General features: G+C 42.3%; 19 protein-coding genes and 1 pseudogene. 13 read left to right on the forward strand and 7 right to left on the reverse strand.

The genetic code is table 11. The annotated features are described in order from the left end of the window. The 3 genes and pseudogenes from C8D84_RS12875 to C8D84_RS12885 form a co-directional block, all read right to left on the reverse strand. Entirely contained in the window at positions 1 to 1,476 is a 1,476-nt protein-coding gene (locus C8D84_RS12875; RefSeq protein ID WP_109592623.1) for an N-6 DNA methylase, read from the reverse strand. Between the two features lie 90 nt (positions 1,477 to 1,566). After that, positions 1,567 to 3,978: pseudogene (gene hsdR, locus C8D84_RS12880) on the reverse strand (EcoAI/FtnUII family type I restriction enzme subunit R); the annotation flags it as partial. A gap of 277 nt (positions 3,979 to 4,255) precedes the next feature. Further along, the gene (locus C8D84_RS12885) at positions 4,256 to 6,226 is read right to left on the reverse strand and encodes a hypothetical protein (RefSeq protein ID WP_109592625.1); all 1,971 of its coding nucleotides are present in this window, start codon (positions 6,224 to 6,226) and stop codon (positions 4,256 to 4,258) included. Positions 6,227 to 6,443: 217 nt separating this feature from the next. Here C8D84_RS12885 and C8D84_RS12890 point away from each other — a divergent pair. Beyond that, positions 6,444 to 7,999 (forward strand): IS3 family transposase gene (locus C8D84_RS12890; RefSeq protein ID WP_407691886.1). Its coding sequence is split into 2 segments (ribosomal slippage): positions 6,444 to 6,933 and positions 6,933 to 7,999, totalling 1,557 coding nucleotides; the frame shifts between segments, so codons are not numbered across the junction. Between the two features lie 50 nt (positions 8,000 to 8,049). Here C8D84_RS12890 and lgt read toward each other — a convergent pair. The 3 genes from lgt to C8D84_RS12905 form a co-directional block, all read right to left on the reverse strand. Continuing rightward, positions 8,050 to 8,934, reverse strand: a complete 885-nt coding sequence (gene lgt, locus C8D84_RS12895; RefSeq protein WP_011959981.1) for a prolipoprotein diacylglyceryl transferase — start codon at positions 8,932 to 8,934, stop codon at positions 8,050 to 8,052. Positions 8,935 to 9,117: 183 nt separating this feature from the next. Further along, positions 9,118 to 10,653, reverse strand: coding sequence for an ATP-binding protein (locus tag C8D84_RS12900; protein WP_109592627.1), 1,536 nt, complete (start codon positions 10,651 to 10,653; stop codon positions 9,118 to 9,120). Then, positions 10,643 to 11,377, reverse strand: a complete 735-nt coding sequence (locus C8D84_RS12905) for a heavy metal response regulator transcription factor (RefSeq protein WP_109592629.1) — start codon at positions 11,375 to 11,377, stop codon at positions 10,643 to 10,645. Before C8D84_RS12905 ends, C8D84_RS12900 begins: the two co-directional genes overlap by 11 nt. Before the next feature lie 325 nt (positions 11,378 to 11,702). Here C8D84_RS12905 and C8D84_RS12910 point away from each other — a divergent pair, with 325 nt between their 5' ends. From C8D84_RS12910 to C8D84_RS12965, 12 genes are all read left to right on the forward strand, one after another. Beyond that, complete coding sequence (locus tag C8D84_RS12910; RefSeq protein ID WP_011959984.1) at positions 11,703 to 12,029, forward strand: hypothetical protein; 327 nt, start codon at positions 11,703 to 11,705, stop codon at positions 12,027 to 12,029. A gap of 133 nt (positions 12,030 to 12,162) precedes the next feature. Further along, entirely contained in the window at positions 12,163 to 12,435 is a 273-nt protein-coding gene (locus C8D84_RS12915) for a hypothetical protein (protein ID WP_011959985.1), read from the forward strand. Positions 12,436 to 12,496: 61 nt separating this feature from the next. Continuing rightward, complete coding sequence (locus tag C8D84_RS12920) at positions 12,497 to 13,120, forward strand: c-type cytochrome (protein ID WP_045448094.1); 624 nt, start codon at positions 12,497 to 12,499, stop codon at positions 13,118 to 13,120. A 165-nt stretch (positions 13,121 to 13,285) separates the two neighbouring features. Next, positions 13,286 to 13,924 (forward strand): DUF411 domain-containing protein, encoded by a 639-nt coding sequence (locus tag C8D84_RS12925; protein ID WP_011959987.1) that lies wholly within the window; start codon positions 13,286 to 13,288, stop codon positions 13,922 to 13,924. Between the two features lie 94 nt (positions 13,925 to 14,018). Continuing rightward, positions 14,019 to 15,725, forward strand: a complete 1,707-nt coding sequence (locus C8D84_RS12930; RefSeq protein WP_045448091.1) for a copper resistance system multicopper oxidase — start codon at positions 14,019 to 14,021, stop codon at positions 15,723 to 15,725. A 31-nt stretch (positions 15,726 to 15,756) separates the two neighbouring features. After that, the gene (locus C8D84_RS12935; protein WP_109592631.1) at positions 15,757 to 16,776 is read left to right on the forward strand and encodes a copper resistance protein B; all 1,020 of its coding nucleotides are present in this window, start codon (positions 15,757 to 15,759) and stop codon (positions 16,774 to 16,776) included. Between the two features lie 27 nt (positions 16,777 to 16,803). Beyond that, positions 16,804 to 17,298: a DUF305 domain-containing protein gene (locus C8D84_RS12940; protein ID WP_060492335.1), complete on the forward strand. Its 495-nt coding sequence runs from the start codon at positions 16,804 to 16,806 to the stop codon at positions 17,296 to 17,298. A 575-nt stretch (positions 17,299 to 17,873) separates the two neighbouring features. After that, a complete protein-coding gene (locus tag C8D84_RS12945) occupies positions 17,874 to 20,492 on the forward strand; it encodes a copper-transporting P-type ATPase (RefSeq protein WP_109592633.1) in 2,619 nt (872 codons plus the stop codon). 80 nt (positions 20,493 to 20,572) lie between these two features. Next, positions 20,573 to 20,857 carry a Sec-independent protein translocase subunit TatA gene (tatA, locus tag C8D84_RS12950; protein ID WP_109592635.1) on the forward strand — a complete coding sequence of 95 codons (285 nt, stop codon included), beginning with the start codon at positions 20,573 to 20,575 and terminating at the stop codon, positions 20,855 to 20,857. Positions 20,858 to 20,912: 55 nt separating this feature from the next. Then, a complete protein-coding gene (gene tatB / locus C8D84_RS12955; protein WP_036599454.1) occupies positions 20,913 to 21,299 on the forward strand; it encodes a Sec-independent protein translocase protein TatB in 387 nt (128 codons plus the stop codon). Beyond that, complete coding sequence (gene tatC / locus C8D84_RS12960) at positions 21,296 to 22,165, forward strand: twin-arginine translocase subunit TatC (RefSeq protein ID WP_011959994.1); 870 nt, start codon at positions 21,296 to 21,298, stop codon at positions 22,163 to 22,165. Before tatB ends, tatC begins: the two co-directional genes overlap by 4 nt. A gap of 139 nt (positions 22,166 to 22,304) precedes the next feature. Continuing rightward, positions 22,305 to 23,600: an ATP-grasp domain-containing protein gene (locus C8D84_RS12965; RefSeq protein WP_109592637.1), complete on the forward strand. Its 1,296-nt coding sequence runs from the start codon at positions 22,305 to 22,307 to the stop codon at positions 23,598 to 23,600. Positions 23,601 to 23,716: 116 nt separating this feature from the next. Here the strand turns inward: C8D84_RS12965 and C8D84_RS12970 are convergent. After that, a partial coding sequence (locus C8D84_RS12970; protein WP_319020956.1) for a transposase occupies positions 23,717 to 23,893 on the reverse strand: 177 nt, incomplete at its 5' end.

Raw genomic sequence — 23,893 nt, forward strand, 5'->3', positions numbered from 1 at the left:
CTACTTACCTTCTGTCATGTGATCAGAAAGCGCAGCGCCCAGTACATCTTTCAACTGGCTACGTAACGTATCGATGCTCTGCTGCTGTTTGGCATAGTCAGCCAGTAGCTTATTAGGGTCATAATCAATGACTTCACCTTGGTAAGGGTTTGAGATATCAAGGTTATAGTTACGCTCGATGACCTCTTCAATACTGACTTTCCAAGCATGATCGTTTTCGACACGACTGGCAAAACCATCAGACTCATCACCCCACCAGTCAATCTCGGTTTGAAACTCTTCAAACTTCATTGGTTTGGTTTTGCTATAGTTTTTGACACCTTCAGGGTAAGGATGCTCATAAAACCAAATATCTTTGGTTGGCTGACCTTTGGTAAAGAAAAGAATATTGGTCTTAATACTGGTATAAGGATTAAACACACCGTTTGGTAAGCGCACGATGGTATGCAGATTACATTCTTCGGTCAGCATTTTCTTTAGCTTGGTTTTTACCCCTTCACCAAACAAGGTGCCATCAGGTAACACGACAGCAGCGCGACCTTTTTCTGCTAACACTTCGATGATTAATTGTAAAAACAAATCTGCCGTTTCGCGTGTTTGGAATTCAGCAGGGAAGTTTTTCTCTATACCATGCTCTTCAGTGCCGCCAAAAGGTGGGTTAGTTACGATGACATCAATATCACTGTCCCAGCTCGATAGCGGCTTATTTAGGGTGTTATCGTGGCGTATCTGTACAGGTACTTCAATACCATGCAGCATCATGTTGGTGGTACAGAGTAAATGTGGCAGTTGCTTCTTTTCAACACCTAAGATTTGTTTTTGTAGTATTTGATGATCTTCAGCAGTTTCGACATAGTTGTTTTTGACATGATCAAACGAACAGGCCAAAAACCCACCTGTACCACAGGCTGGATCCATGACGCGCTCACCCAGCTTTGGATCGACACGGTCAACGATAAAGCGTGTCACGGCACGAGGGGTATAAAACTCACCTGCATTACCTGCACTCTGTAAATCGCGTAGCAGTTGCTCATAAATATCACCAAACAGATGACGCTCATCTGAACGGTTAAAGTCTACTTCGTTGAGCTTATTAATCACTTGGCGTAGTAGCGTGCCGTTTTTCATGTAGTTGTAGGCATCGCTCAAACCTTGACGTACCACAAAACCACGCGGATTGGTGTCTACTGGCGCTGTTATATTTTTTAAATCATTAAAAATTTGATCATTTACAAATTCTAGTAGCTCCTCACCAGTGATACCTTCAGGATCAGCCGCCCAGTTACGCCAGAGATACTTCTCAGGAATGGGCGTTTTATAGTTTTCTTGTTCGAACTCAAGCGCTTCTTCTTGGGCATCAAATATCTTGAGAAACAATAACCATGACAATTGGCTTAGACGTTGGGCATCACCATCGACACCAGCATCTTGGCGCATGATATCTTGAATAGACTTGATAACGGAACTGATTGACATGTGGTTTCTCTTTTTAATAAACGATAGGAATAAAACAAGCCTCAATAAGAGGCTTAGATATGTAGATCGTAGCTAATTCTTTCTAGTTGCTTAAGCTTGCTTAGGCGGTAGTGTCCAATATATTTCATCTTCGAGATCACTAATGGCTTGCTGATAGTCTTTTTTGCTACCAAAGCCTTCTCTGACAATTTCCATCGGACTACCTAACTGATCAAGTGGTTTTACTTTGAGCACGTTCAAGCTTTCGATTTCTTCTACACCTGCATCAGCATACTTATCGAGCAAAGCGTTAAGTACTTTTTGAGCAGTTTCTGAATACTTGGTAAAGTAATTGCGCTTTTTGACTTCATTCGCACGTTCACGACGTGTCAAAGGTGGCTGGTCGTAGACCACATGACAGATCAGATCGAAGGGGTCCATATCTGACCCAATCTCTTCTTGTAAGGCTTCCCAAATAATACCAGCGTTTGCCAGCTCATCAATAATGGTTTGTTTACGTTCCTCATCGTTCCAACGCTTGGTAAACTCATCCAAACTAGCAAACTGCTTGCTGAAGGTTTTGCGAGTATAGTCCTGAAAAGACTCGGTGACTAGCTTACCATCAGTATCATAATACTGGATACGCTGAGCCATTACTTTTACAGGTACGCCTTTCACATGGTATTTTTTAGCAGGCTCACTAACACCCATGTCATCACCCATACCAGCCCCTAAATCAAAGTCGTTATTATCAGTTTGAGTTGTATAGGCTAAATCAGTACCATTAGCAATATCTAGATCTGCGTCTGACTCTCCATCTACCACTTCATCAAGCTCATCGCTCCCTTCATTAATCTGCGATGGCGTCACAGTCATGATACGTTCAGGAATACCATCGAAGCGCTCATCTGCAAATAGCTCAGTCGCTTTTTTGAAGTCGAGAATCGTAAACCATAGCTTGCCGTATTTATCATTGATACGGGTGCCACGACCGATAACCTGCTTAAACTTGGTCATCGATTTGATGTTTTGATCTAGCACGATTAGCTTACAGGTTTGGGCATCGACACCTGTGGTCATCAGCTCTGAAGTCGTCGCTATCACAGGATAGAGCTTTTTGGGGTTGATGAAATTATCAAGCTGGGCTTTGCCCAACTCATCATCACCCGTGATTTTCATGACATACTTTTCGTTCTTTTTGACCTGCTCTGGATTACAGTTAATCAAAGCACGGCGCATTCGCTCCGCATGATCAATGTCATTACAGAATACAATTGTTTTGGCCATGGGGTCAGTGCGCTGAAGGTAGCTAGTGATGGTCTGTGCCACCAACTCAGTACGCTCATCAATCACTAAGGTACGATCAAAATCTTTTTGGTTATAGATACGATCATCAATCAACTCACCATGCTTATCTGTCTGTCCTTTGGTTGGACGCCAGCCTTGCATATCGACATCGATATCAATTCGAACCACTTTATAAGGTGCTAAAAATCCATCTTCAATACCCTGTTTTAGGGTATAGGTATAGACAGGGTTCCCGAAATAATACGAATTAGAGACCTCGTCAGTCTCTTTAGGTGTCGCCGTTAAGCCTACTTGTGTGGCGCTATTAAAGTATTCCAGTATCTCACGCCAAGCACTGTCTTCAGCGGCACTACCTATATGGCACTCGTCAATGACGATTAGGTCAAAGAAGTCTGGCGCAACCTGTTTAAAGGCTTTCTGATGCTCTTCTGGGCCTGTTAACGCTTGATATAAACCAAGATGAATCTCAAAGGCTGGATCAACGGTACGGCCTTCTATTTTAGTCATCGCAGTGCCAAAAGGCTGAAAGTCATTAACTCGAGTTTGATCGACTAAAATATTGCGGTCAGCTAAAAACAAAATGCGCTTTTTCTCTCTGGCTTTCCACAGTCGCCAAATGATTTGAAAGGCAGTGTAGGTTTTACCTGTACCTGTCGCCATTACCAGCAAAATACGATTCTGTCCGCGAGCAATGGCTTCTATGGTCTTATTAATGGCTTGTAGCTGATAGTAGCGTGGTACTTTACCACTACCGTCGTCATGATAGTCTTGAGTGATGATGGGCAGCTGAGCTTGCGTATAGCCTTTCCATTGACAGTACTTATCCCATAGCTCAGCGGGTGTCGGAAAGTCTGCTAATGAAATTTCTGTTTCAAGGGTAGTAGTATTGGTTTTATCATGAAAAATAAAGCCATCACCATTGGATGAAAATACAAACGGTACTTCGAGCAGCCCAGCATAATCAAGCGCTTGCTGCATACCTTTACCAATGGAGTGTTTGTTCGCTTTGGCCTCGATAACAGCAAGCGGCAGGTTAGGCTTGTGGTATAAAACAATGTCAGCTGACTTAACTGTCTTACGTACTGCCATTTGACCACGGACGATAACCTTGCCGTCACGAAGCTTCACCTCTTCGCGAATTTGGGTCATGTCATCCCAGCCTGAGCTAATAACGGCAGGTAGAATAAATTTACTGATAATATCAGCTTCGGATAGTTATAATTTGTTGATACCAGCCATGGCAGTACGTTTCCTATCTAGCTAGCGTTAAGGATAACTTATATTTTAACATATGTTGTGTATTTATAATCTGCTAGACTTTAGCCATGTAGTATTTAACCACCTTTGAGATAATACTGTTTGTATATCATCGCCTATAGAAAATAATTTATAGAAGTAAATACGGGGCCTGAACTTAATATTTAAGTTATTAGCCTTAATAAGTTTATCTGCTACAGGTCTGTCTTTTTTATGTTTTATAGTGTTTTAGAGCTTAGTAAGGAGTGGTCATACTTTTCATAGAAGTATTAATATTTAAATCATCCTCAATTTTTAGTAGTGCTAAAAATATCAACTTTAAGTAAGTAAAATAAGCATTCCCATGAACATTAGTTTCATCATGACTCGCTTGTGTTCCATGTAAGTAGCTATTTCTTAAATCAAGCCCGTTAGTAAACTCACTTTTGTTTAAGCAGTAATTAAAATATGATTGCTCAGGCTTGGAAAATAGTGTCTTCTCAAACTGCACTATACCTTCAGCAGCCATTCTTTGTGCCTCCTGACGATATTCAAGCGGATAATGATAGTAGGATCCTACATCGTTATCATGCAAGTCACTGAGTATGATTAGCCTTATAGGATTTGTAACTATTATAAAGTCGTTTTCGTCAATTATTATAAAACCATTATCTATAAGATAGTTCAGCTCAGGCTGTTGATACTCTTCATAATTACTAGACTTTACCTTTTCTTTTTCTAATAAATCAAAAAAATTACTGTATCCTTTCTCTTTGAAAGGCTCTACATAATTAAGGCTTCTTTGGTCTGAAAAGAATAAGTTTAGACATTGAAGCAATATATTGTTGTTATTGTTTAAATAAATATATTTATCTTCGTTAAGGCTGGGAATGTCTCCTATCGAAGATGGAGAAGATGATATCTGTAAGAGCTCAAAATCAATATGACCTTCTTCTACAAAAATTTTGAACTGCTTTAGAGCTGACTCAAACTCCGGTGCCAACAATCTAACTTTTTCTAGAAACGTTTTTGCTGTAGGAATTGAGAATTTGGAGTTATCTGCGAAGTTGTACTTCTCTCGAAATGATTCCTCAAATACGTAATGGACTATATCTTCTAATGATGTCCCTAATTTATTTACAACTTTACTGTAAGTAGCTATTTGGGCTTGTGAGGTCATTTCAGACACTGAGAAAGCTATTCCACCTCTATATTCATTTTGTGCGCTAACGCCCATAATTCTCTCAAAAATGCCTAAATTTTTCTCATTACTTACTAGACTTATTCTATTTTGATGATCCAGATACTCAAACAGGTATTTAAAATTCGAAAACAGTGTATAAAGGTCTGTGTTATTAGTAACGTAATCTAAGCTATAAGAATAGTACAGAACATTATTATCCATGGATCCATGCTTATTATTAGCGATATTTTCTTCAAAACTTATGGACACGCCATAAGTATAATTATGCAACTCATTACCTTGTTGCAAACGCTCTGTTTCTTTTGTATACAGACGTTTAGCTTGCAACCTAGTCTTATCGGAAATCTTAAAGTCACCTCTATTTTTCAGATTCCTTATTATCTTCACATAGCTTAAGTTTACGTCACTAGAGCTTAGATAGTTCGATATCAGAAACTCTTTATCCTCAATAGTGAGGCATTTAGGAAGCAACATTTTATTTCTGTTGTACGGGTCATCAATCTCATAAATCAAAAGCAATATTTCACCAGACTTAGGATTAGCCATTAGAAAATCTTTTAGGACTAAGCCATATTTGCTAACCACATTAGGGTGAGTTAAAACAGTCTTTATCAGGTAGGGCTCTTGCAACAAAATTCTTTGAAAGACACTATTAGATACACGTTTAGCCACATTTTGGCTGTTAAAGAGTTCCCAAAATGAACTAATATAATTATGATTGGTAGCATTGAAAAAACTCTCAATATTAGTATCATCAAGGCAGGATATGAATCTACCAATAACCTGGCCATAGCAAGACACACGCTCTTGAAAGAGCTGTAATTCATCAGAACTCCAAGTAGACAGAAAAAGTCCAGCATCAAAGTACTTCTTAATATTAAAGAGTTCTATCACCTCATTGACATCCGTATACTCCGATTTAATAGGATGCTTTAAGACAGCCTCACCTTTTCTGAGCTGAGTAGTACCACCCATATCATGAATAGAGAAAAAAACCACACGGCTAGAGTCAACTGGATGCATAAGAAAACCTTTAATTAGAAGTAGGAATTTTAGTTGGCATTAAAGAAGAAAGGTTTAATGGCCTAAAAAGAAAAGAGATAATAAAGAGAGAAGAGCCTATTAGTTCTCTTTTAACACACGATAAACGGTAGCTACCCCAACACCAACCGCCTCCCCCTATGGCAGGATAGTTGTCACCCCTAAATAATAATTCCAAAGGGGACAATGAGGACACATCATGCCACGATATAGCGAAGAACGTAAACAGGCTATACTCAGCAAACTGCTACCCCCGCTGAGCCTAAGTGTTGCCGAGGTTTCAAGAAGTGAAGGCATCGGATTACAGACCCTGTATAATTGGCGTGCCCAAGCTAGAGAACAAGGTCACCCCATGCCATCGAACCATAAAACCCCTGATGACTGGTCAAGCGAAACCAAGCTTGCCACCATTATAGAGACGGCCACCCTAAGCGAGAGTGAACTTAGCGAATACTGCCGCAGCAAAGGCCTATATGTTGAGCAAATCAAAGCGTGGCGTACTGACGCCTTACAAGGCTTTAGCAGCAGCAAACAACAAAGCCTGAAAGACAAGCGTCAGCAGCAGAGCGATCGCAAACAGATCAAACAACTCACCCGAGAGCTTGCTCGAAAAGAAAAGGCTTTAGCTGAAACTGCCGCCTTACTGGTATTGCGAAAAAAGTTGGAAGCGTTTTGGGAGGAGTTTGATGACGACTGACCTTGCTCCCTAAGCGCAAGCAATACATAGACTGGATACAAGAGGCCAATCACTCAGGAGCCAGACTTAACCTTGCCTGTATTGAAGTTGGCATTAGCATCCGCACCTATCGGCGCTGGTACCGCGCAGGTCACGTGAATGGTGATAAACGGTGTGACGCCGTGCGCCAAGCTCCTAAGAATAAACTGAGCGCCTCTGAACAAGCCGCCATCCTAGCCGTGTGCAATCAGCCCCGCTTTGCCAGTCTGCCGCCCACCCAAATTGTACCGACCCTGCTTGATGAGGGGATATATCATGGCTCAGAGTCTACCTTTTATCGGGTGCTGAGGCAGCATGAGCAATTGGCTCACCGCGGTCTTGCCCTTGCCCCTAAAGCCTCAAGCGCCCCAAAGACCTTTACTGCCACTGGCCCTTGCCAAGTGTTCTGCTGGGATATCACCTATCTGCCAAGTCCGGTACGGGGTCAGTTCTATTATTTGTACATGATAGAGGATGTCTATAGCCGTAAAATTGTTGGCTGGGAGGTTTATGACCACGAGTCAGGTGTACTGGCAGCTCAGCTGCTTGAGCGTACTTTAATCAGTGAGAATGCATTGCACACTGGGGTGGTGCTACACTCAGACAATGGGGCACCGATGAAAGCTCAAACCATGCGCATGAAAGCGTATGAGCTTGGGGTACTCACCTCTTACAGCAGACCGCGTGTCAGTAATGACAACCCGTTTGCAGAGTCTTTATTTAAAACCTGCAAGTATCGCCCTAATTGGCCTATCGATGGCTTTAAGAGCTTAGATGCGGCAAGACGATGGATGCTGAGCTTCACGCGCTGGTACAACAATGAGCATAAGCACAGTCAGCTGAACTTTGTGACGCCCAATCAGCGCCATACGGGTGAGGATAAGGAAGTACTGGCGAAGCGTCTGCTCACGATGCAGCGCGCTAAAGATGAAAACCCGATACGCTGGGGAACTCAGGAGGTGAGGAACTGCGAGCCTGTAGGGCCAACAACGCTAAATCCTGTAAAAGAGCAACAACAGCAAAGATTACAAGCCGCTTAATTTAGCTTGATGGTGACAACTACCTTGAAAAACTCCGTCGACACTTATTTCTAATATGCAGACTGCTTACCCCAATCATAAATACCGCGTTTGTAAGCATAAATCAGCATGATTAAGCCGGCGATAATCATCGGCGCGCTTAAGATTTGCCCTTTGGTCATCCAACCTAATAATATGAATCCTTGGTCAGCATCTGGCTGGCGGAAGAATTCAATGATAAAGCGGCTGATGCCATAGCCTAGTAAGAATACAGCGGAGGCGGCCATACGTGGACGTGGTTTTGATGAATACCACCATAAGAATATAAATAGCAGCAGACCTTCGGCAAAGGCTTCATATAGCTGTGATGGATGACGAGGCAATATGTATTGACCATTGACTTCAATCATCAATTCTTGCAATTGTGGATTGCTCTGTAATTGCTCCATATCAAACGCCGCGGCTTGCGGAAAGTAGGTCAGCCAGTTATAGCCACCGTCTGAGACGCGACCCCATAATTCGCCATTGATATAGTTGCCGATACGCCCAAACAGTAAGCCGGTTGGTACACAAGGAACGATAAAATCGAATACTTGAAAGGTAGTCTTTTTATATTTACGGGCAAAGAACCACATACCTAGCATGACGCCGATAAAGCCGCCGTGGAAAGACATACCGCCTTCCCAGACTTTTAATATATAGGCAGGGTTTTGGAGTAATTCACCGAACTGATAAAACAGCACATAGCCAATACGACCGCCTAAGATGACACCAAGCGCGCCATAAAAGACTAAGTCAGAGACCATGTCGGTGGTCCAATTGTCGCGTTTGGTACTGCGATACCAAGCCAAACCGTAAGCGGCAGCAAAGGCTAGCAAATACATTAGCCCATACCAGTGCACTTCCAATGGACCCAAGGAAAGCGCTACGGGATCATACTGAGGATGAATCATCATAAAGGCACCATAATTATTGGTAATAGAATGTATGAAATAGGCTTATATAAGAAATTTTTTGTCCAACAATTGAAAAGTACAACTATCGCAAGTCAGAATCTCATCTTATGGATAGAGAGACCTTCCAAGTAAACTCGCCTTCGATCTAATCTGAGCGGTTCATAGACAGTATGAAGGTATTTACTACCTGGCAATCAACAACTTTACAGCAACCTCAAAAAGACACTCATCTTTGATAGTAATACTAACTTTGCCATTATGAGCATTGGCGATAGCTTGCACAATAGATAAGCCTAAGCCTGTTCCTGAATGCATCGTATTCGTTTTATCATGACGATAGAATCGCTCAAACAGTTTATCGGCTTCAATCTGATTTAATGGTTTGTCTAGACGGTTGGTCATAGTTATTCTTAACCAGAGCTGCTCTGGGGATTGAATATCGTCTTTTGGCGCATTAAGCGAGGTGCTTGAAGTGAGGACAGTAGCGGATATCATAATAGTGCTATTACTAGCCGCATAATAAATCGCATTTGACATCAGGTTGGCAAACAGCCGTTGCAATAAGCCTTTATCACCTAGTACTGTTTTAAAATCACCCGATTTTTCAAAGATTATCTCACGATCCTCAGCAATCATCTCATAATAATCTATAAGCTTTGTGATCAAGCTCTCTATATCGACATGACTGATTTGCGAATCACTCAGCTCTTTTTGAGTTTTTGCCAGTAATAACATATCGTTAATCATGGCGGATAACTGCTTTAACGTATCATGCTGATGATGCAATTGCTCAATGTATTCGTCGCTTTCTCTTGGCTTAGTTAACATGACTTGCGTTTGCGTACTCAGCGTCGCTATTGGCGTGCGTAGCTCATGCGCGATATTGTCTGAAAATCGCGACAACGACTCAAAATTGCTTTCAAGCTTAGCCATCATCGAGTTATAGGATTCTGCTAAAGGTCTTAGCTCTAATGGCATATCACTAACTATTACTCTTTCGCTCAATCTTTCAGGATGAATACCTTTCATCCTTTGCACGATAGTGGATAAAGGGGCAAAACCCCAATACACGCTTAAGGCTGCTATTGAAACCAACAGTAGTGTGATGGCAAATAGGATCAGACTAAGTTGACGGTTAAACTGTAATAAATACTGATGATGCACGTCAATGGGTAAGGCGATAAGGGCAAGCATGTCATCGTCTCCAATAACCATAGCTCGATAACGTCTGTCTTTAATATTTATTACAAACTGTCTGTCATCATGATTTTGCTGTAATGATAATAGGTTAAAGTCGGCACTTAATTCATTAGCAAAGTTTTTGGGAGTACTAGATAGCAATCGCCCCTCTTTATCAGCAATGATAGTTTTTAGATCGTAATCTAGCGCTGATGAATGCAGGTGATCATCATTTTCTGTGGCTATTGTAGGAAGTAGATTTGAAGAAGCTTTCGAGCTTAGCGGTTGTTGAGTGTTTGATGGACTTTGAGGCTTAGGTAGTGTCTGAGAGGCTATTTGGTTATCCGCCTCTGTTACGCGCTTACGCAGGTTAAAAGCTGCATGGGTAATAATCTCTGAGTCCATTTGCTCAAAGTGCTCGTTAACAGAGCGCTGAACCCATATATAAATAACAACTTGAGAGATAACAACAAATATTGTCAGTAAAAAAACAGTACGCCATAGTAAGGGTAAGCGTCGATTGTCCAATCTATTTATCATATTGGCTATCTTCCGTTTCGCTGGCAGCTTTATTACTAGCTGAAACGTCGACAGCATCTAATCGGTAGCCCATGCCACGCACAGTATGAATTAGCTTGGTATCAAACTCATCGTCTATTTTTATACGCAGACGTCTTATTGCCACATCAATCACATTAGTATCGTTATCAAAGTTCATATCCCATACTTGCGAGGCGATCACAGTGCGCGGCAGTACCTCACCTTGACGTTCTAAGAAAAGTTGTAATAAAGCAAACTCTTTAGCAGTCAATTTTATATTAGTGTTGCCTCTATGAACGGTGCGTTTGGCAATATCCATTTTCAGATCAGCTATGTGTATGACCGAGCTTTTATAATCAGATTGATTGGCACGGCGCAATAGGCTTTTTATTCTAACAATCAGTTCAGCAAAAGCAAAAGGCTTGGTCAGATAATCATCGCCACCAATTTCAATACCTTTGATCCGATCGCTTAAATCATCTTTAGCCGTTAAAAATAAAACTGGCGTATGCTTTCCAGCAGCTCGGTAGCGCTGTACCAACTCAAAGCCACTGACGTCAGGTAGCATGACATCCATCAAAACCACACTAAAATCTTCAGTCATTAACGCATGATAGCCATCTAAACCTGTCATGTGATGATCCACGATGAAACCGGCCTCAGTTAAGCCTTTCTTAATATATTCTCCAAGGTTTTTCTCATCTTCTACTAACAGTACTTTCATCGTTGCTTACCTTTATATCATTATAGTTGTCAACAGCGTATCACTAACATTGTTAGCTTATCAGCCATATATTTATCAGGAACCCTTGTTATAACAGTGTTCTTTGGATAGAGACAGATGCTGGTATTTGGTTTTAATGACAAGAAGATGACAATATTATGCTGTTCCTAACGAACATGTAATATCCGTGTCATCTAGCTGTCAGCCACCATTTAGTATTCTAAATCAACGCCGCATATTGGCTTGTCTCTGATACAGACTGCCTCTACGAGTAAAGCAATTATCCTACTTAAACAGTTTGTTATTTATCTTTAAAGGGTCTTATATGAAAAATTATAGTTCATTAAAAAAAGCAGCTTTGCTTTCAGTATCGATGTTAGTGGGCATGTCAGCGGCCAATGCGCATACCACAAACTTAGATGCTTCTGTTCTCGGTAATTGTGATGCGCTCACTAGTTTTGCAAGAAACGCAGATCATAATGATGCACAAATGTCCAAAGAGCAAAAGAAAAGTTATGTCGACGCCAGAGTGGCTTGTCAGGTTCAACATCAAGATCAACATTTGCAGTCTGAAAAGTATTTTGTAAAAAAATATGGTAGCGATCGTGATAGAAATGCTGAAGCCATATTAAATGAATATATCGCGCATTAAAATCTAAAGCAGTGAGAATGACAGCATTGTAATCTTAACGTCATCTGCCAGTCAGAATGAATGATGTATCATTTAGGCTGGTTTAACAGCTATTGAACTCAATAGCCTTTAATCCAAACAATAGGAATTAATCATGTCACAATTTAAATTACTGTCTAAATCAATCGCAATGACGGCCATCGCTCTTGTCGTATCGACCTCAGCTATGGCGCATGACCCTAAAATGCATGCTGAAAAAGATCAAATGAACTGTGAAAAAATGCAAAAGCATATGGATATGATGGGAAAAATGGATCATAGCAAGATGGACATGAGCGATCCTGCCATGAAAGCGATGATGGCTAACATGGGTAAAATGAAGCAAATGTACCAAAAACACTGCGTTACTAACGACAGTAAATCTTAAAAATTTTAGCTCTGTTAAATAGCAGTCAACACTTAACGGAAATAAATTTTTAGGAAAACATATGAAATTTTTATTGGGTGCGCTCTTTACCGTATTTGTGGCAATCGTTAGCGTGTTTGCGGTTGTTACTAGTGGCGTTGTCAATGTGGGAGCTGACCAAGAGCATAGCCCAATGATGTTTAGCTTTTTAGAAACTGCTCGCAATCGTTCCATAGAAAATGCCAGTAAAGATATTGTGGTACCAGATTTAGAGAAGGTTGAGCTAATCAGTTCTGGTGGCGCGGACTATAAGGATATGTGTGCAGGCTGTCACTTGTCTCCGGGAGTGGCACAAACTGACTTTAGTGAGAGCTTATATCCAAAGCCGCCCAACTTTACCAAGGCTGATATTGTCAAACGTTATCAAACAGAAGACGGTGCAAAGCAAAGCTTTTGGGCAATCAAGCACGGTATTATGGCATCTGGAATGCCTGCGTGGGGCGCGTCCCATGATGACGGTAGAATGTGGGCAATGGTAGCCTTCATTAGATCGTTACCTGAATTAGATGAAAGCCAATACACGATGCTAACCACTAGGATAGATGGCGATATGATGGACATGTCATTTGACGGTGATATGAATATGTCAGATGGTGGTGATATGGGTATGAATATGTCGGATGATGGATCTGGAATGCAGCATTAATACTTTCTAGATATGAAAGCCTCCTAACTCACGGTTGTCGCTATTAATAATGCAGTACTGAACAGTGCTGCATTTAATGTTTTTAGTTAAGTACATAAGAATTCAAATATAGGGTGTAAGTTTTTAGAATATCGAGCATAACAATAGACGTTTAGGAGTAATTTAATGAGACATTACACACATGTGCTTTCTAATGGACATAGCTGGTTATCCGGTCGTGTCCTTTTATTGGTGGTGACATCGTCACTCTCGTTAACGCTAGCCGCTTGCAGCCAATCTAATACCAGTGGCTCTGATTCTCAACCAGTAAAGGTTGAACAGTCCGCTACCCAGAATGCACAAGTACAAAATGAAAGTTCTGCTCCTACAAATGCTCCCGTTAACAGCTCGTCATCATTACTCAAAAACGTCTCAGCCACGGTTTATAAAGATGCCAACTGCGGCTGCTGTAAAGAATGGGTAGGCTATGCAAAAAACAATGGATTAAGTGCAACCACGCACGATGTGGAAGATCTATCCTTATTTAAGGAGCGTTATGGCGTACCACAGCAAATGCGCTCTTGTCATACCACCGTTACCACCGACGGTTTTGTCTTTGAAGGGCATGTCCCTGCTAAACACATGGCTGAATTCTTAGCAAATCCTCCTGCACAAGCTATTGGACTTGCCGTACCGAGTATGCCGGTTGGTAGCCCCGGTATGGAGTATGAAGGTAAATTCATGCCTTATAAGGTAATGCAGCTTAATAAAGACGGCACCACAGAAGTCTATGCTGCTATTGAGTCTCCTCAGCAGCAGCTGTAGTGTTGGCTTAGATGTGAATAGATTCTGTTAAATATCGAAAATATTATAACTATAAGCTTAACCACCATCTCTCAAATTAAATCAGGTTATCATTATGAATAAAAAGAACATACTGAACCGCCGACGTTTTTTAACCGGATCCTCTGCTGTCCTTGGTGCCTCCTTGATGCCGACTATTGCTAGTAGCGCATTGGGACAATCGAGTCGCTCAGGCAGTCAGGGCGCTACTATTAATAGTGATCAAAACGTTCATAAAGTACCTGTATTGACAGGGAAAGAGTTTGATTTATACGTCAGTAAACAGTCCGCTATTGTGAACGGCAAAAAGAGCATGGCGACGCTCATCAATGATTCACTACCAGCACCGACGCTAAAAATGCGTGAAGGCGATACGGTGGTGATACGTGTTCATAATCAGATGGATGAATCAACCTCTATCCATTGGCATGGACTACTAGTACCGTTTGAGATGGATGGGGTGCCGGGCATTAGCTTTGATGGCATTCCTGCGAACAGCACCTTTACTTATAAATTCAAATTAAAACAATCAGGCACTTATTGGTATCACTCACACAGTGGGTTCCAAGAACAAACCGGTATGCTGGGTGCCATTGTGATTGAACCTAAAGGGCGTGAGCGTCATCCTATCGACGAAGACCATGTGATCGTGCTTAGTGATTGGACCAGCCGCAACCCGCATAATCTCTTGAAGCTGCTCAAACAGCGCGCCGACTTTGACAACTACCATCTACCAGACTTCAAAAAACTGCTTGCTGATATTGCCGAAACGGATATGAAAACCGCGTTTGATAAGCGCAAAATGTGGAATCAGATGCGCATGATGCCCACTGATTTTACGGACTTGTCGGGTGAAAACACATTTACCTACCTTATCAATGGCAAAACGACCGCAGCTAATTGGGCGCAAATCGTCAAAGCAGGACAGCGCGTTAAATTACGCTTTATCAATGCCTCAGCGCAAACCATCTTTGATGTACGCATACCCGGTCTTAAAATGACAGTCGTCTCAACGGATGGTAATGATGTCGCACCAGTCGCTATTGATGATTTTCGTATTGGCGTGGCTGAGACCTATGATGTCATTGTCACCCCGACCAAAGATGCGCATACCATATTTGCCCAAAACATAGACCGTTCGGGCTATGTCGCAGCAACGCTTGCCACCAAAGAAGGTGCTCGTGCGGCAACGCCTGCTATGGACAAAATTGAATGGCTCACCATGGCAGATATGATGGGTGCTATGGGTGCTAATGGTTATAAAGCTAAGCACGCTAAAACAGAATATGACTTTAAGTCTGATATGCGTGTGGACAGTCCACGTATGAACCTTGACGATCCAGGTATCAACCTGCGCAATATTAATAGAGAGGTATTGAATTATAGTCAGCTACGCTCTGTCGATGAGGCAATATTTGCGGAGCAGCGCAAGCCTACCCGAGAGATCGAGCTACATTTAACCGGTAACATGGAGCGCTATATTTGGGCGTTTGATGGGGTTAAGTTCAGTGAGGCCACGCCGGTCAATATCAAGCCGGGTGAGCGCGTGCGTATTACCTTAGTCAATGACACGATGATGAATCATCCGATGCATTTACATGGGATGTGGAGCGATTTGCGCATGCCTAACGGTGAGTTTCAGGTGCGCAAGCATACTATGATGGTGCAACCAGCTCAAAAAATTAGCTTTGATGTCACAGGAGAAGCTGGTCGATGGGCATGGCATTGTCATCTGCTCTATCATATGGAAGCCGGTATGTTCAGAGAAGTGGCGGTCGTTTAAGCAAATCTTTGGTTGATAGGTGAGAGATGAGATGAAAATACATAAAGTGGGTTTACGGTTCGCTGGGGTATCATCATTGGTATTACTAGCATCATCATTTGCTAATGCTGCTGACCCTGCCACTGCTAAAAAAGACATGACTATGTCAGATATGGACCATAGTAGTATGGACATGTCGGATATGGATCACAGCAAAATGGATATGTCTGGTATGGGCATGTCGGATATGGATCATAGCAAAATGGATATGTCTGGTATGGACATGTCGGATATGGATCACAGTGGCATGGATATGTCAGGCATGGACCATGGCAGTATGGATATGTCAGGTATGCAAGGTGGTAAAGCTCCAGCTGATGCTCGCAGTCCTGACTATTCAAACGGTGTTCCCTATGGACGCTATGGTCAGCCTATGATGATGGGTGATATGCCATTATGGGGCGTTTCTGTAGACGATTTAGGCTATCAGTTTGATGACGATCAGATTAATTATGAGGTTAGTGCTTGGTATGGCCTAGATGAGCGCCGTCTATCTTTACGTAGTGAAGGTAGTGTTCAGACCAAAGATGAGAAAGACATTGATAGTCTGACCTCATTGTCTTACTGGAAGCCGCTAAGTATTTTTTGGAATGGCGAAGCAGGGGTCGCCTATGATACCAAGAATGATAAGCCTGCCATTATGGCCGGTATTGTCGGCACAATGCCTTACTTTATTGAAACAGATGCTAGAGCATATCTCTACACCGATGGTCAAGTTAGGCTTGATCTTGGTGCAGAATATGAATGGCGTTTGAGTCAGCACTGGGTTGTGATACCGGAAGTTGGTCTGTCAGCTTTTAGTAAAGACGATATTGACAATCATATCACCAAGGGATTCAATGAATTAGAGACTGAAGTTAGACTGACTTATGAAACCTTAGGTCGTCAACTGGCACCTTACGTCGGTGTGAGCTATGAGACGGCTCTTGGCAGTGCGCGTGACCAGCGGCGTCAAGAAAATGAATCGGTTGATAGCAGTAGTTTGACTGCCGGTGTTAAATTCTGGTTCTAACATTGTCAAAATTATAGGAGATATATTATGAATACTTCTGATCAAAACAGCATGAATCATCAAAGCCATCAACAGGGCATGAATCCTTATGTGAAGTTCACTTTGATGATTCTGACGTCTACGATTGTAATGTTTATCATGATGTATTTTAATACCTATCAATTGGATCATGTTTATTTTAGTGAGACCCGAGCTTATATGGCGCTCTACATGGGTGCCGGTATGGCCGTCATTATGCTGGCCTTTATGGGTAATATGTATAAGAAGACCAAGGTAAATCTACTGGTTTATGGAATAAGTGTAGTAATGTTTGCTGTAGGTATTTGGGGTGTGCGTTCCCAAGCAACGGTTGATCAAGTCGATTGGATGCAAGCCATGATACCTCATCACTCGATTGCCATTTTGACGAGCTCAAGAGCAGATATTGAAGACCCTAGAGTACAACAGCTCGCTGACGATATTATTAAAGCGCAAAAGCGTGAAATCGCTGAGATGCAAGCGCTTATTGAAGAGCTCGAATAGACGGCTATATATAGAGGTATGGCAAGCTAAGAAATTGATTATGAAAAAATGGTGATACCTGGTATCAGCGCTATAGTCTTCGCTGGTACCTTTACCTTAAAAGGACAGATTGCACAGATAATTAATGTGATTTTTTACCTACCCCTTCAACTGCAGTAACTGCTCTTTGTTTTACTGTTCTTATTTCAAAACCTCTTATTCCTATATCGAAATGTTCAATATCTGTCGATTGCTATTCTTGAGTGATAGTAAGCATCTAAAAGTATACGCTCGCCCACCACTGTCAATATGAGTGCTATGAGTCTTGGAGAAATACTATGATGGAAGGCATGGGTTGGGGTTGGATGGCTCTCTGCTTGTTGTTTGCGCTACTATTTTTCGCAGTACTAGTACTAACAATCATGGCACTGCTCAAGTATTTGCGTGATAAAAACTAAATTCCAATTGAAAAGTATAGAAATTATTTTTTAGAGGTTTTTAGATTAATGATTAGATGAATAGCAATCGAGGATTGATGATAGTGCTTTAAGAGTTGTACTTATTATAAATATTTATTGTCTTCAAGGAGTGGTTTTATGAAACATATTGCCGATGAAAAATCTATCAAAGGTGGTCAGTACGATAAAGTACCAGAAAATTATAGCGGTACGGTCTATATTTGTCCTATGCATCCTGAGGTTAGAGATACTGAAAAGAGCGATTGTCCGATATGCGGCATGTTTCTTAAACCTGAAGACGAGGTTGCTGAATCCAACAACCATGAAGATAGTCATGCGCATTGTCATGGAGCGGATGCTAATAATAGTAATGAGGTAAATTCTGTCGAAGACGATAAGTACGACAAGATACCGGAAAATTATAGCGGTACGGTCTATATTTGTCCTATGCATCCAGAAGTAAGAGATGTTGAAAAAAGTGACTGCCCAATATGTGGCATGTTTCTTAAACCTGAAGACGAAGTTGCTAAAGATGATAGTCACGCTAGCTGTCATGGAAAGGATACTGATAGTAGCGGAGTAAAATCTGTTAAAGGCGGTAAATACGATAAAGTACCTGCTGATTACGATGGCACGGTATATACCTGTCCTATGCATCCTGAAGTGAGAGACGTTAGAAATAGCGGTTGTCCGATATGTGGTATGGCGCTTGAGCCCGAAACGCTTACTATCGGTGAAGAGGACACCTCAGAGCTTGACGACATGACTCGTCGTTTTTGGATATGTACCGTGTTGACTGTACCGCTATTAATATATGTGATGAGCGGTATGTTTGACTTAAACGTAGTTAATTTTAGTCAGTATGGTATCTCCTCAAAGATCTTACAATGGGCTGAGTTAGTGCTCGCGACCCCTGTAGTGCTTTGGGGCGCCGCCCCGTTTTTCGTCCGTGGCTGGCAGTCTATAAAAAGCCGCAATCTAAATATGTTTACCTTGATTGCGATAGGCGTAGGCGCTGCTTATATTTTTAGTATTGTCGCGACCTTTTTTCCCGATATTTTCCCAGACAGTTTCAGAGATGCCTCTGGTCAAGTCGGAGTCTACTATGAAGCGGCAGCGGTCATTGTGACCTTGGTGCTACTGGGTCAAGTATTAGAGCTCAAAGCTAGAAGTCAAACTTCAGGTGCGATTAGAGCTTTGCTTGAGCTCGCACCACCAACCGCAAGACGTGTCGATGAAAACGGTGAAGAAGTCGAAGTCTCGCTTGATGAGGTCGTCACTGGCGATAAGCTACGGGTTAAACCAGGTGAGAAACTACCCGTAGATGGTACAGTGATCGATGGTAATAGTAATGTTGATGAATCAATGGTGACGGGTGAGCCAATCCCTGTATCAAAAGTAGCAGGAGATACAGTGACTGGTGGTACGGTAAATGGCACCGGAACGCTATTGGTCGAAGCGGTCAATGTTGGAGCAGATTCGGTATTATCCAAAATTGTACAAATGGTTGCCGAAGCTCAGCGTAGCCGCGCGCCTATCCAGCGCTTGGTAGATCAAGTGGCGGGTTGGTTCGTACCTATTGTTATTGTCAGCTCTATCATAACCTTTATTGTCTGGGCAATCTTTGGCCCTGAGCCGGCTATGGCCTATGCTTTGGTTAACGCTATCGCGGTACTGATTATTGCCTGTCCTTGTGCCCTTGGTCTGGCGACACCTATGTCTATTATGGTCGGTACTGGTAAAGGCGCGCAAAACGGCGTCCTCATCAAAAATGCTGAAGCGTTAGAGAGTATGGAAAAAGTCGATACCATTGTCGTCGACAAGACCGGAACACTGACCGCTGGTAAGCCCGAGCTTACCGCAATTGATGCGCAGGTAGGTCAAGATGAAGACGAGTTCCTCGCATTGGTAGCCTCAGTAGAAAGCGCTAGCGAGCATCCTTTAGCAGAAGCTATCGTTAGAGCAGCTCAAGAAAGATCACTCATTATTCCTAAAGCTACTGACTTTAATTCGACTACTGGCGAAGGCGTACAAGCCGTGGTCGATGGTAAGAAAGTCGCTATTGGTAACTCTAAGCTTATGGAAAGCCTAAATAGTTTTGATAATGAGCTGTCCACTAAAGCTGATGTCCGTAGAAAAGACGGTGAAACGGTAATGTTTGTGGCTATAGACGGTAAAGCTGCTGGTATTATTTCAGTTGCTGACCCTATTAAACCAAGCACTAAAGAGGCTATTTCACTGCTTCATGACGCAGGTTTAAAAGTTGTGATGCTAACCGGTGACAACGAAAAAACCGCGCAGGCAGTCGCCAATAAACTAGGTATTGATGAAGTTCATGCGGATGTCTCACCAGAGGATAAAAACCGTATCGTCAAAGAAATGCAAGACAGCGGTAAATTGGTCGCTATGGCGGGTGATGGTATCAACGACGCACCAGCGCTAGCGCAAGCTAATGTTGGTATCGCTATGGGAACCGGTACCGATGTGGCGATGGAGAGTGCGGGCATTACCCTGCTAAAAGGTGATTTAATGGGCATTGCCAAAGCTTATAAGCTTAGCCACGCCACCATGCGCAATATCAGACAGAATCTGTTTTTTGCCTTTATCTACAATGCACTTGGTGTTCCTATTGCCGCAGGTGTGCTCTATCCCATATTTGGGCTTCTGCTCAGTCCGATGATAGCAGCGGCAGCGATGAGCTTGTCGTCATTCTCGGTGATTGCTAACGCGCTGCGATTGCGCCGTTTGAAACTATAATTCTGGTACGGTAAAAAGTGTTCTAAAGCACACTGACACATACTGGTCTAAACAAGATCACAAAATATAAGGATACCGTTATGGGCAGCTTTTCTATTACACATTGGCTGATTTTATTGGTCGTAGTGGTGGTCGTATTTGGTACTGCCAAGCTTAAAAATGCAGGTAAAGATTTAGGCGGTGCGGTGAAGAGTTTTAAAGAAGCGGTCAAAGATGAAGAACCCGAGAATGCTCGCAAAAATCATGTGCTTAGCCATGAAAATAGTACGCCAGCTGCAAGTAATGATTTAAATACGCGTGTAGGTAATCAGGCTGATGATATGGAAATCAGCCCTATTTCCACTGATGACCAGCCTAAAGTATGAAGCGCGCCGCTTATAAATAGCGGCACTAAGTAGTCTATTAATATATGTGACTGTTATGTTTGATATTGGGTTTTCCGAATTACTCTTGTTTGGCGTCATTGCTTTAATCGTATTGGGCCCAGAAAAACTGCCGCAAGCCGCACGTACCGCTGGGCAATGGTATGCCAAACTGCGCCGTACAGTATCCACTCTACAATCTGAAATAGAAGCTGAGCTTGATCTAGCTGAAACACGTCAACAAATGCAAAATGAACTTGCGAAAATCCGTCAGACCGAGTCGGATATGAAGCGCGAATTAGCAGAAATGCGTGGCAGTATGCAAAAGTTTGAGCAGTCACAGAACCAAAGCCTAGACGCTTCACATCAGTCAATCACCCCTTATGATAAAGACCATCAACAGAATACTACCTCCTCGTTCATTAAACAGGAGGCGGATCAGTGAGCCTATTTAAACGGCAAAAAAGTCGACAAGAAAAAATAACAGATATAGAGTTTGAGGCGCCAACAGATACAACACAGAATAGTGAGTCTGGAGATACGTTAGGTACGCTTGGCGATATGCCTATTACCGGACATTTAATCGAGCTGCGTACGCACTTAATAAGAATATGCGTGGTCGTCTTAATTATATTCTTAGTATTGGTGGGATTTTCACGCGAGCTTTATAATCTTTTATCAGACCCATTAGTGGCGCAGTTACCCATCAATTCGACCATGATTGCCACTGATATAACGTCAAACTTTATGGCACCCATTCGCTTAACGATATTCGTCGCCGCATTTTTAGCAATGCCTTATATCCTGTATCAAATTTGGTCATTTGTAGCTTCCGGCTTATATAAAAAAGAGAAGAAAATTGCCATTCCTGTACTGCTATCTTCGATATTTCTATTTTATGCTGGTGTTGCTTTTTCCTACTTTGTCGTACTCAAAGGGGTATTGAAATTTTTTATTATGTTCGCTCCGCAGAACGTTATACCAATGACCGATATTGACAGTTATCTGAGCTTTGCCCTCAAGCTATTTATGGTGTTTGGACTGACTTTTGAGATTCCAGTGGTTACCTTATTGCTGATAATGGCCGGAATCGTTTCTACTCAAATTTTAGAAGATAAGCGTCGTTATATCATAGTCGGCTGTTTTGGGATCGCCGCGGTAGTGACACCGCCTGATGGTGTATCAATGCTGTTGTTGGCGATTCCTATGTGGCTATTATTTGAGCTGGGTTTACTCTTAGCAAAGATATTAATTAAAAATGAACGAAATAATGATTTAGTCTCAGGGAATGAAACATTAGAAAGTAGCTAGCACTACTTAAATACGCCAAGAACCTTTTTTACTTTTTACTTTTTACTTTTTACTTTTTACTTTTTACTTTTTACTTTTTACTTTTTACTTTTTACTAGAGTATGTCAGCGTGAGTACTCTACTTAGCGACGGACTCTAAATGGAACACCCAACTAATACTAATAACAACGAAAAAAATGATGGTCTTGCAAATCGACTTAACCAAGAGTGCTACTGCATTACCCTTGATCGTAAAGCGCTTAATACAAGCCTTCAAGATCAATTGGTAGAAACTAGAAACAATCCAATAGGAGCGAACGAGCTTAATAAGCTTTTTTCAGCAACACCCGTGTTCGTTCCCAAAACAGAGATAGAGGCGATGGAGCGAATCGTCAGGGCTATCGAGTCAGCTGCCGAACTGCCATTGTATCAAGAGCAAGTGCTGTCGTGGGCACCAGAAATAGCTGCTTTCGACCCAGGCCCAATAGGGGCCCTCATGGGTTATGACTTTCACTTGGGTAGCGATGGACCTCAGCTCATCGAGGTCAATACTAATGCCGGTGGCGCATTTCTGAATGTGTTGCTCGCTCGCGCACAAAAACGCTGTTGCAACCCCTCAGAGCAAAGCGCTGCAACCAATCAAATGCTAGATAGGTTCGAGGAAGCAGTGTTTGACATGTTCAAACAGGAATGGCAGCGACAGTCCGCTGTTGCTATGCCCAATCGGATAGCCATTGTGGACAATGACCCCGAGAGTCAGTTCATGTTCTTAGAGTTTGAGTTAGCCTGTCAACTGCTCCAAGCTAGAGGTATTGATACTGTGATACTTGATCCCTCTGAACTCGAGTATATCGACGGTACGTTAACAGCCCATGGCCAGAAAATCGATATGATTTACAATCGGCTTGTCGACTTTGCATTTGAGGACCCTGACCATGTATTGCTTAAGCAGGCTTATTTAGAGGGTGCTGTGGTAGTGACACCCAATCCCCGCGTACATGCTATGTTGGCCAATAAGCAAAACCTGACATTGCTATCAGACTCCCAAATATTGCGCTCTTGGGGTCTGGATGAGGCTGCAGTGGAGTGCCTCGAAAGGTCTGTACCGAGGACTAAGATTGTATCAAGAGACGATGCAGCAGAGTTGTGGCTTACTCGGCGGCAACTGTTTTTTAAGCCAGTTGCTGGTCATGGAAGCAAAGGCGTTTATCGCGGTAGCAAACTGACTCGACGCGTCTTCGAAAACATTCTGGATGAAGATTATATCGCACAGACCTTTGTCCCTGCAGGAGAGAGATCACTCAAAATTGATGACATCGTAACAACAAGAAAGGTAGATATACGTCTTTATACGTATGGCGGAAAACTGTTACTACCTGCTGCGCGTGTGTATCAAGGTCAGGTGACTAACTTCCGTACGCCAGGCGGTGGATTCGCGCCTGTCTTTCAGGTGTGATCGTCTAGGTCTTATTTAGATGGCATTAGGCTGTTATAAGTCCGGTTAACTAATTCAATATTCTTCTTACCTAACCCCAGTTCGGGATAAGCCACATTGTAACTCATTGATACTATTTACAATGTAGCCACCTGCCCTTGCTGAGGCATGTTTTTGATGGTGGGCTTATAGGGAAACCAGCAATAAGCAATCAAACCCGACAGCAAGTTTGTGATAAACCCCGTGACACTACGATGGCGTGAGTGTTCGATTTGGCACAAGTTTTTAAGCTCTCCAAACACCGTTTCAACCAA

This window comes from Psychrobacter immobilis (assembly GCF_003148585.1).
Lineage (GTDB): Bacteria > Pseudomonadota > Gammaproteobacteria > Pseudomonadales > Moraxellaceae > Psychrobacter > Psychrobacter immobilis.

Excerpts from the sequence above, each read along its gene's own strand:
- C8D84_RS12875 (WP_109592623.1), bottom strand. The coding sequence starts at position 1,476 with ATGTCAATCAGTTCCGTTATCAAGTCTATTCAAGATATCATGCGCCAA.
- C8D84_RS12885 (WP_109592625.1), bottom strand. The coding sequence starts at position 6,226 with ATGCATCCAGTTGACTCTAGCCGTGTGGTTTTTTTCTCTATTCATGAT.
- lgt (WP_011959981.1), bottom strand. The coding sequence starts at position 8,934 with ATGATGATTCATCCTCAGTATGATCCCGTAGCGCTTTCCTTGGGTCCA.
- C8D84_RS12900 (WP_109592627.1), bottom strand. The coding sequence starts at position 10,653 with ATGATAAATAGATTGGACAATCGACGCTTACCCTTACTATGGCGTACT.
- C8D84_RS12905 (WP_109592629.1), bottom strand. The coding sequence starts at position 11,377 with ATGAAAGTACTGTTAGTAGAAGATGAGAAAAACCTTGGAGAATATATT.
- C8D84_RS12910 (WP_011959984.1), top strand. The coding sequence starts at position 11,703 with ATGAAAAATTATAGTTCATTAAAAAAAGCAGCTTTGCTTTCAGTATCG.
- C8D84_RS12915 (WP_011959985.1), top strand. The coding sequence starts at position 12,163 with ATGTCACAATTTAAATTACTGTCTAAATCAATCGCAATGACGGCCATC.
- C8D84_RS12920 (WP_045448094.1), top strand. The coding sequence starts at position 12,497 with ATGAAATTTTTATTGGGTGCGCTCTTTACCGTATTTGTGGCAATCGTT.
- C8D84_RS12925 (WP_011959987.1), top strand. The coding sequence starts at position 13,286 with ATGAGACATTACACACATGTGCTTTCTAATGGACATAGCTGGTTATCC.
- C8D84_RS12930 (WP_045448091.1), top strand. The coding sequence starts at position 14,019 with ATGAATAAAAAGAACATACTGAACCGCCGACGTTTTTTAACCGGATCC.
- C8D84_RS12935 (WP_109592631.1), top strand. The coding sequence starts at position 15,757 with ATGAAAATACATAAAGTGGGTTTACGGTTCGCTGGGGTATCATCATTG.
- C8D84_RS12940 (WP_060492335.1), top strand. The coding sequence starts at position 16,804 with ATGAATACTTCTGATCAAAACAGCATGAATCATCAAAGCCATCAACAG.
- C8D84_RS12945 (WP_109592633.1), top strand. The coding sequence starts at position 17,874 with ATGAAACATATTGCCGATGAAAAATCTATCAAAGGTGGTCAGTACGAT.
- tatA (WP_109592635.1), top strand. The coding sequence starts at position 20,573 with ATGGGCAGCTTTTCTATTACACATTGGCTGATTTTATTGGTCGTAGTG.
- tatB (WP_036599454.1), top strand. The coding sequence starts at position 20,913 with ATGTTTGATATTGGGTTTTCCGAATTACTCTTGTTTGGCGTCATTGCT.
- C8D84_RS12965 (WP_109592637.1), top strand. The coding sequence starts at position 22,305 with ATGGAACACCCAACTAATACTAATAACAACGAAAAAAATGATGGTCTT.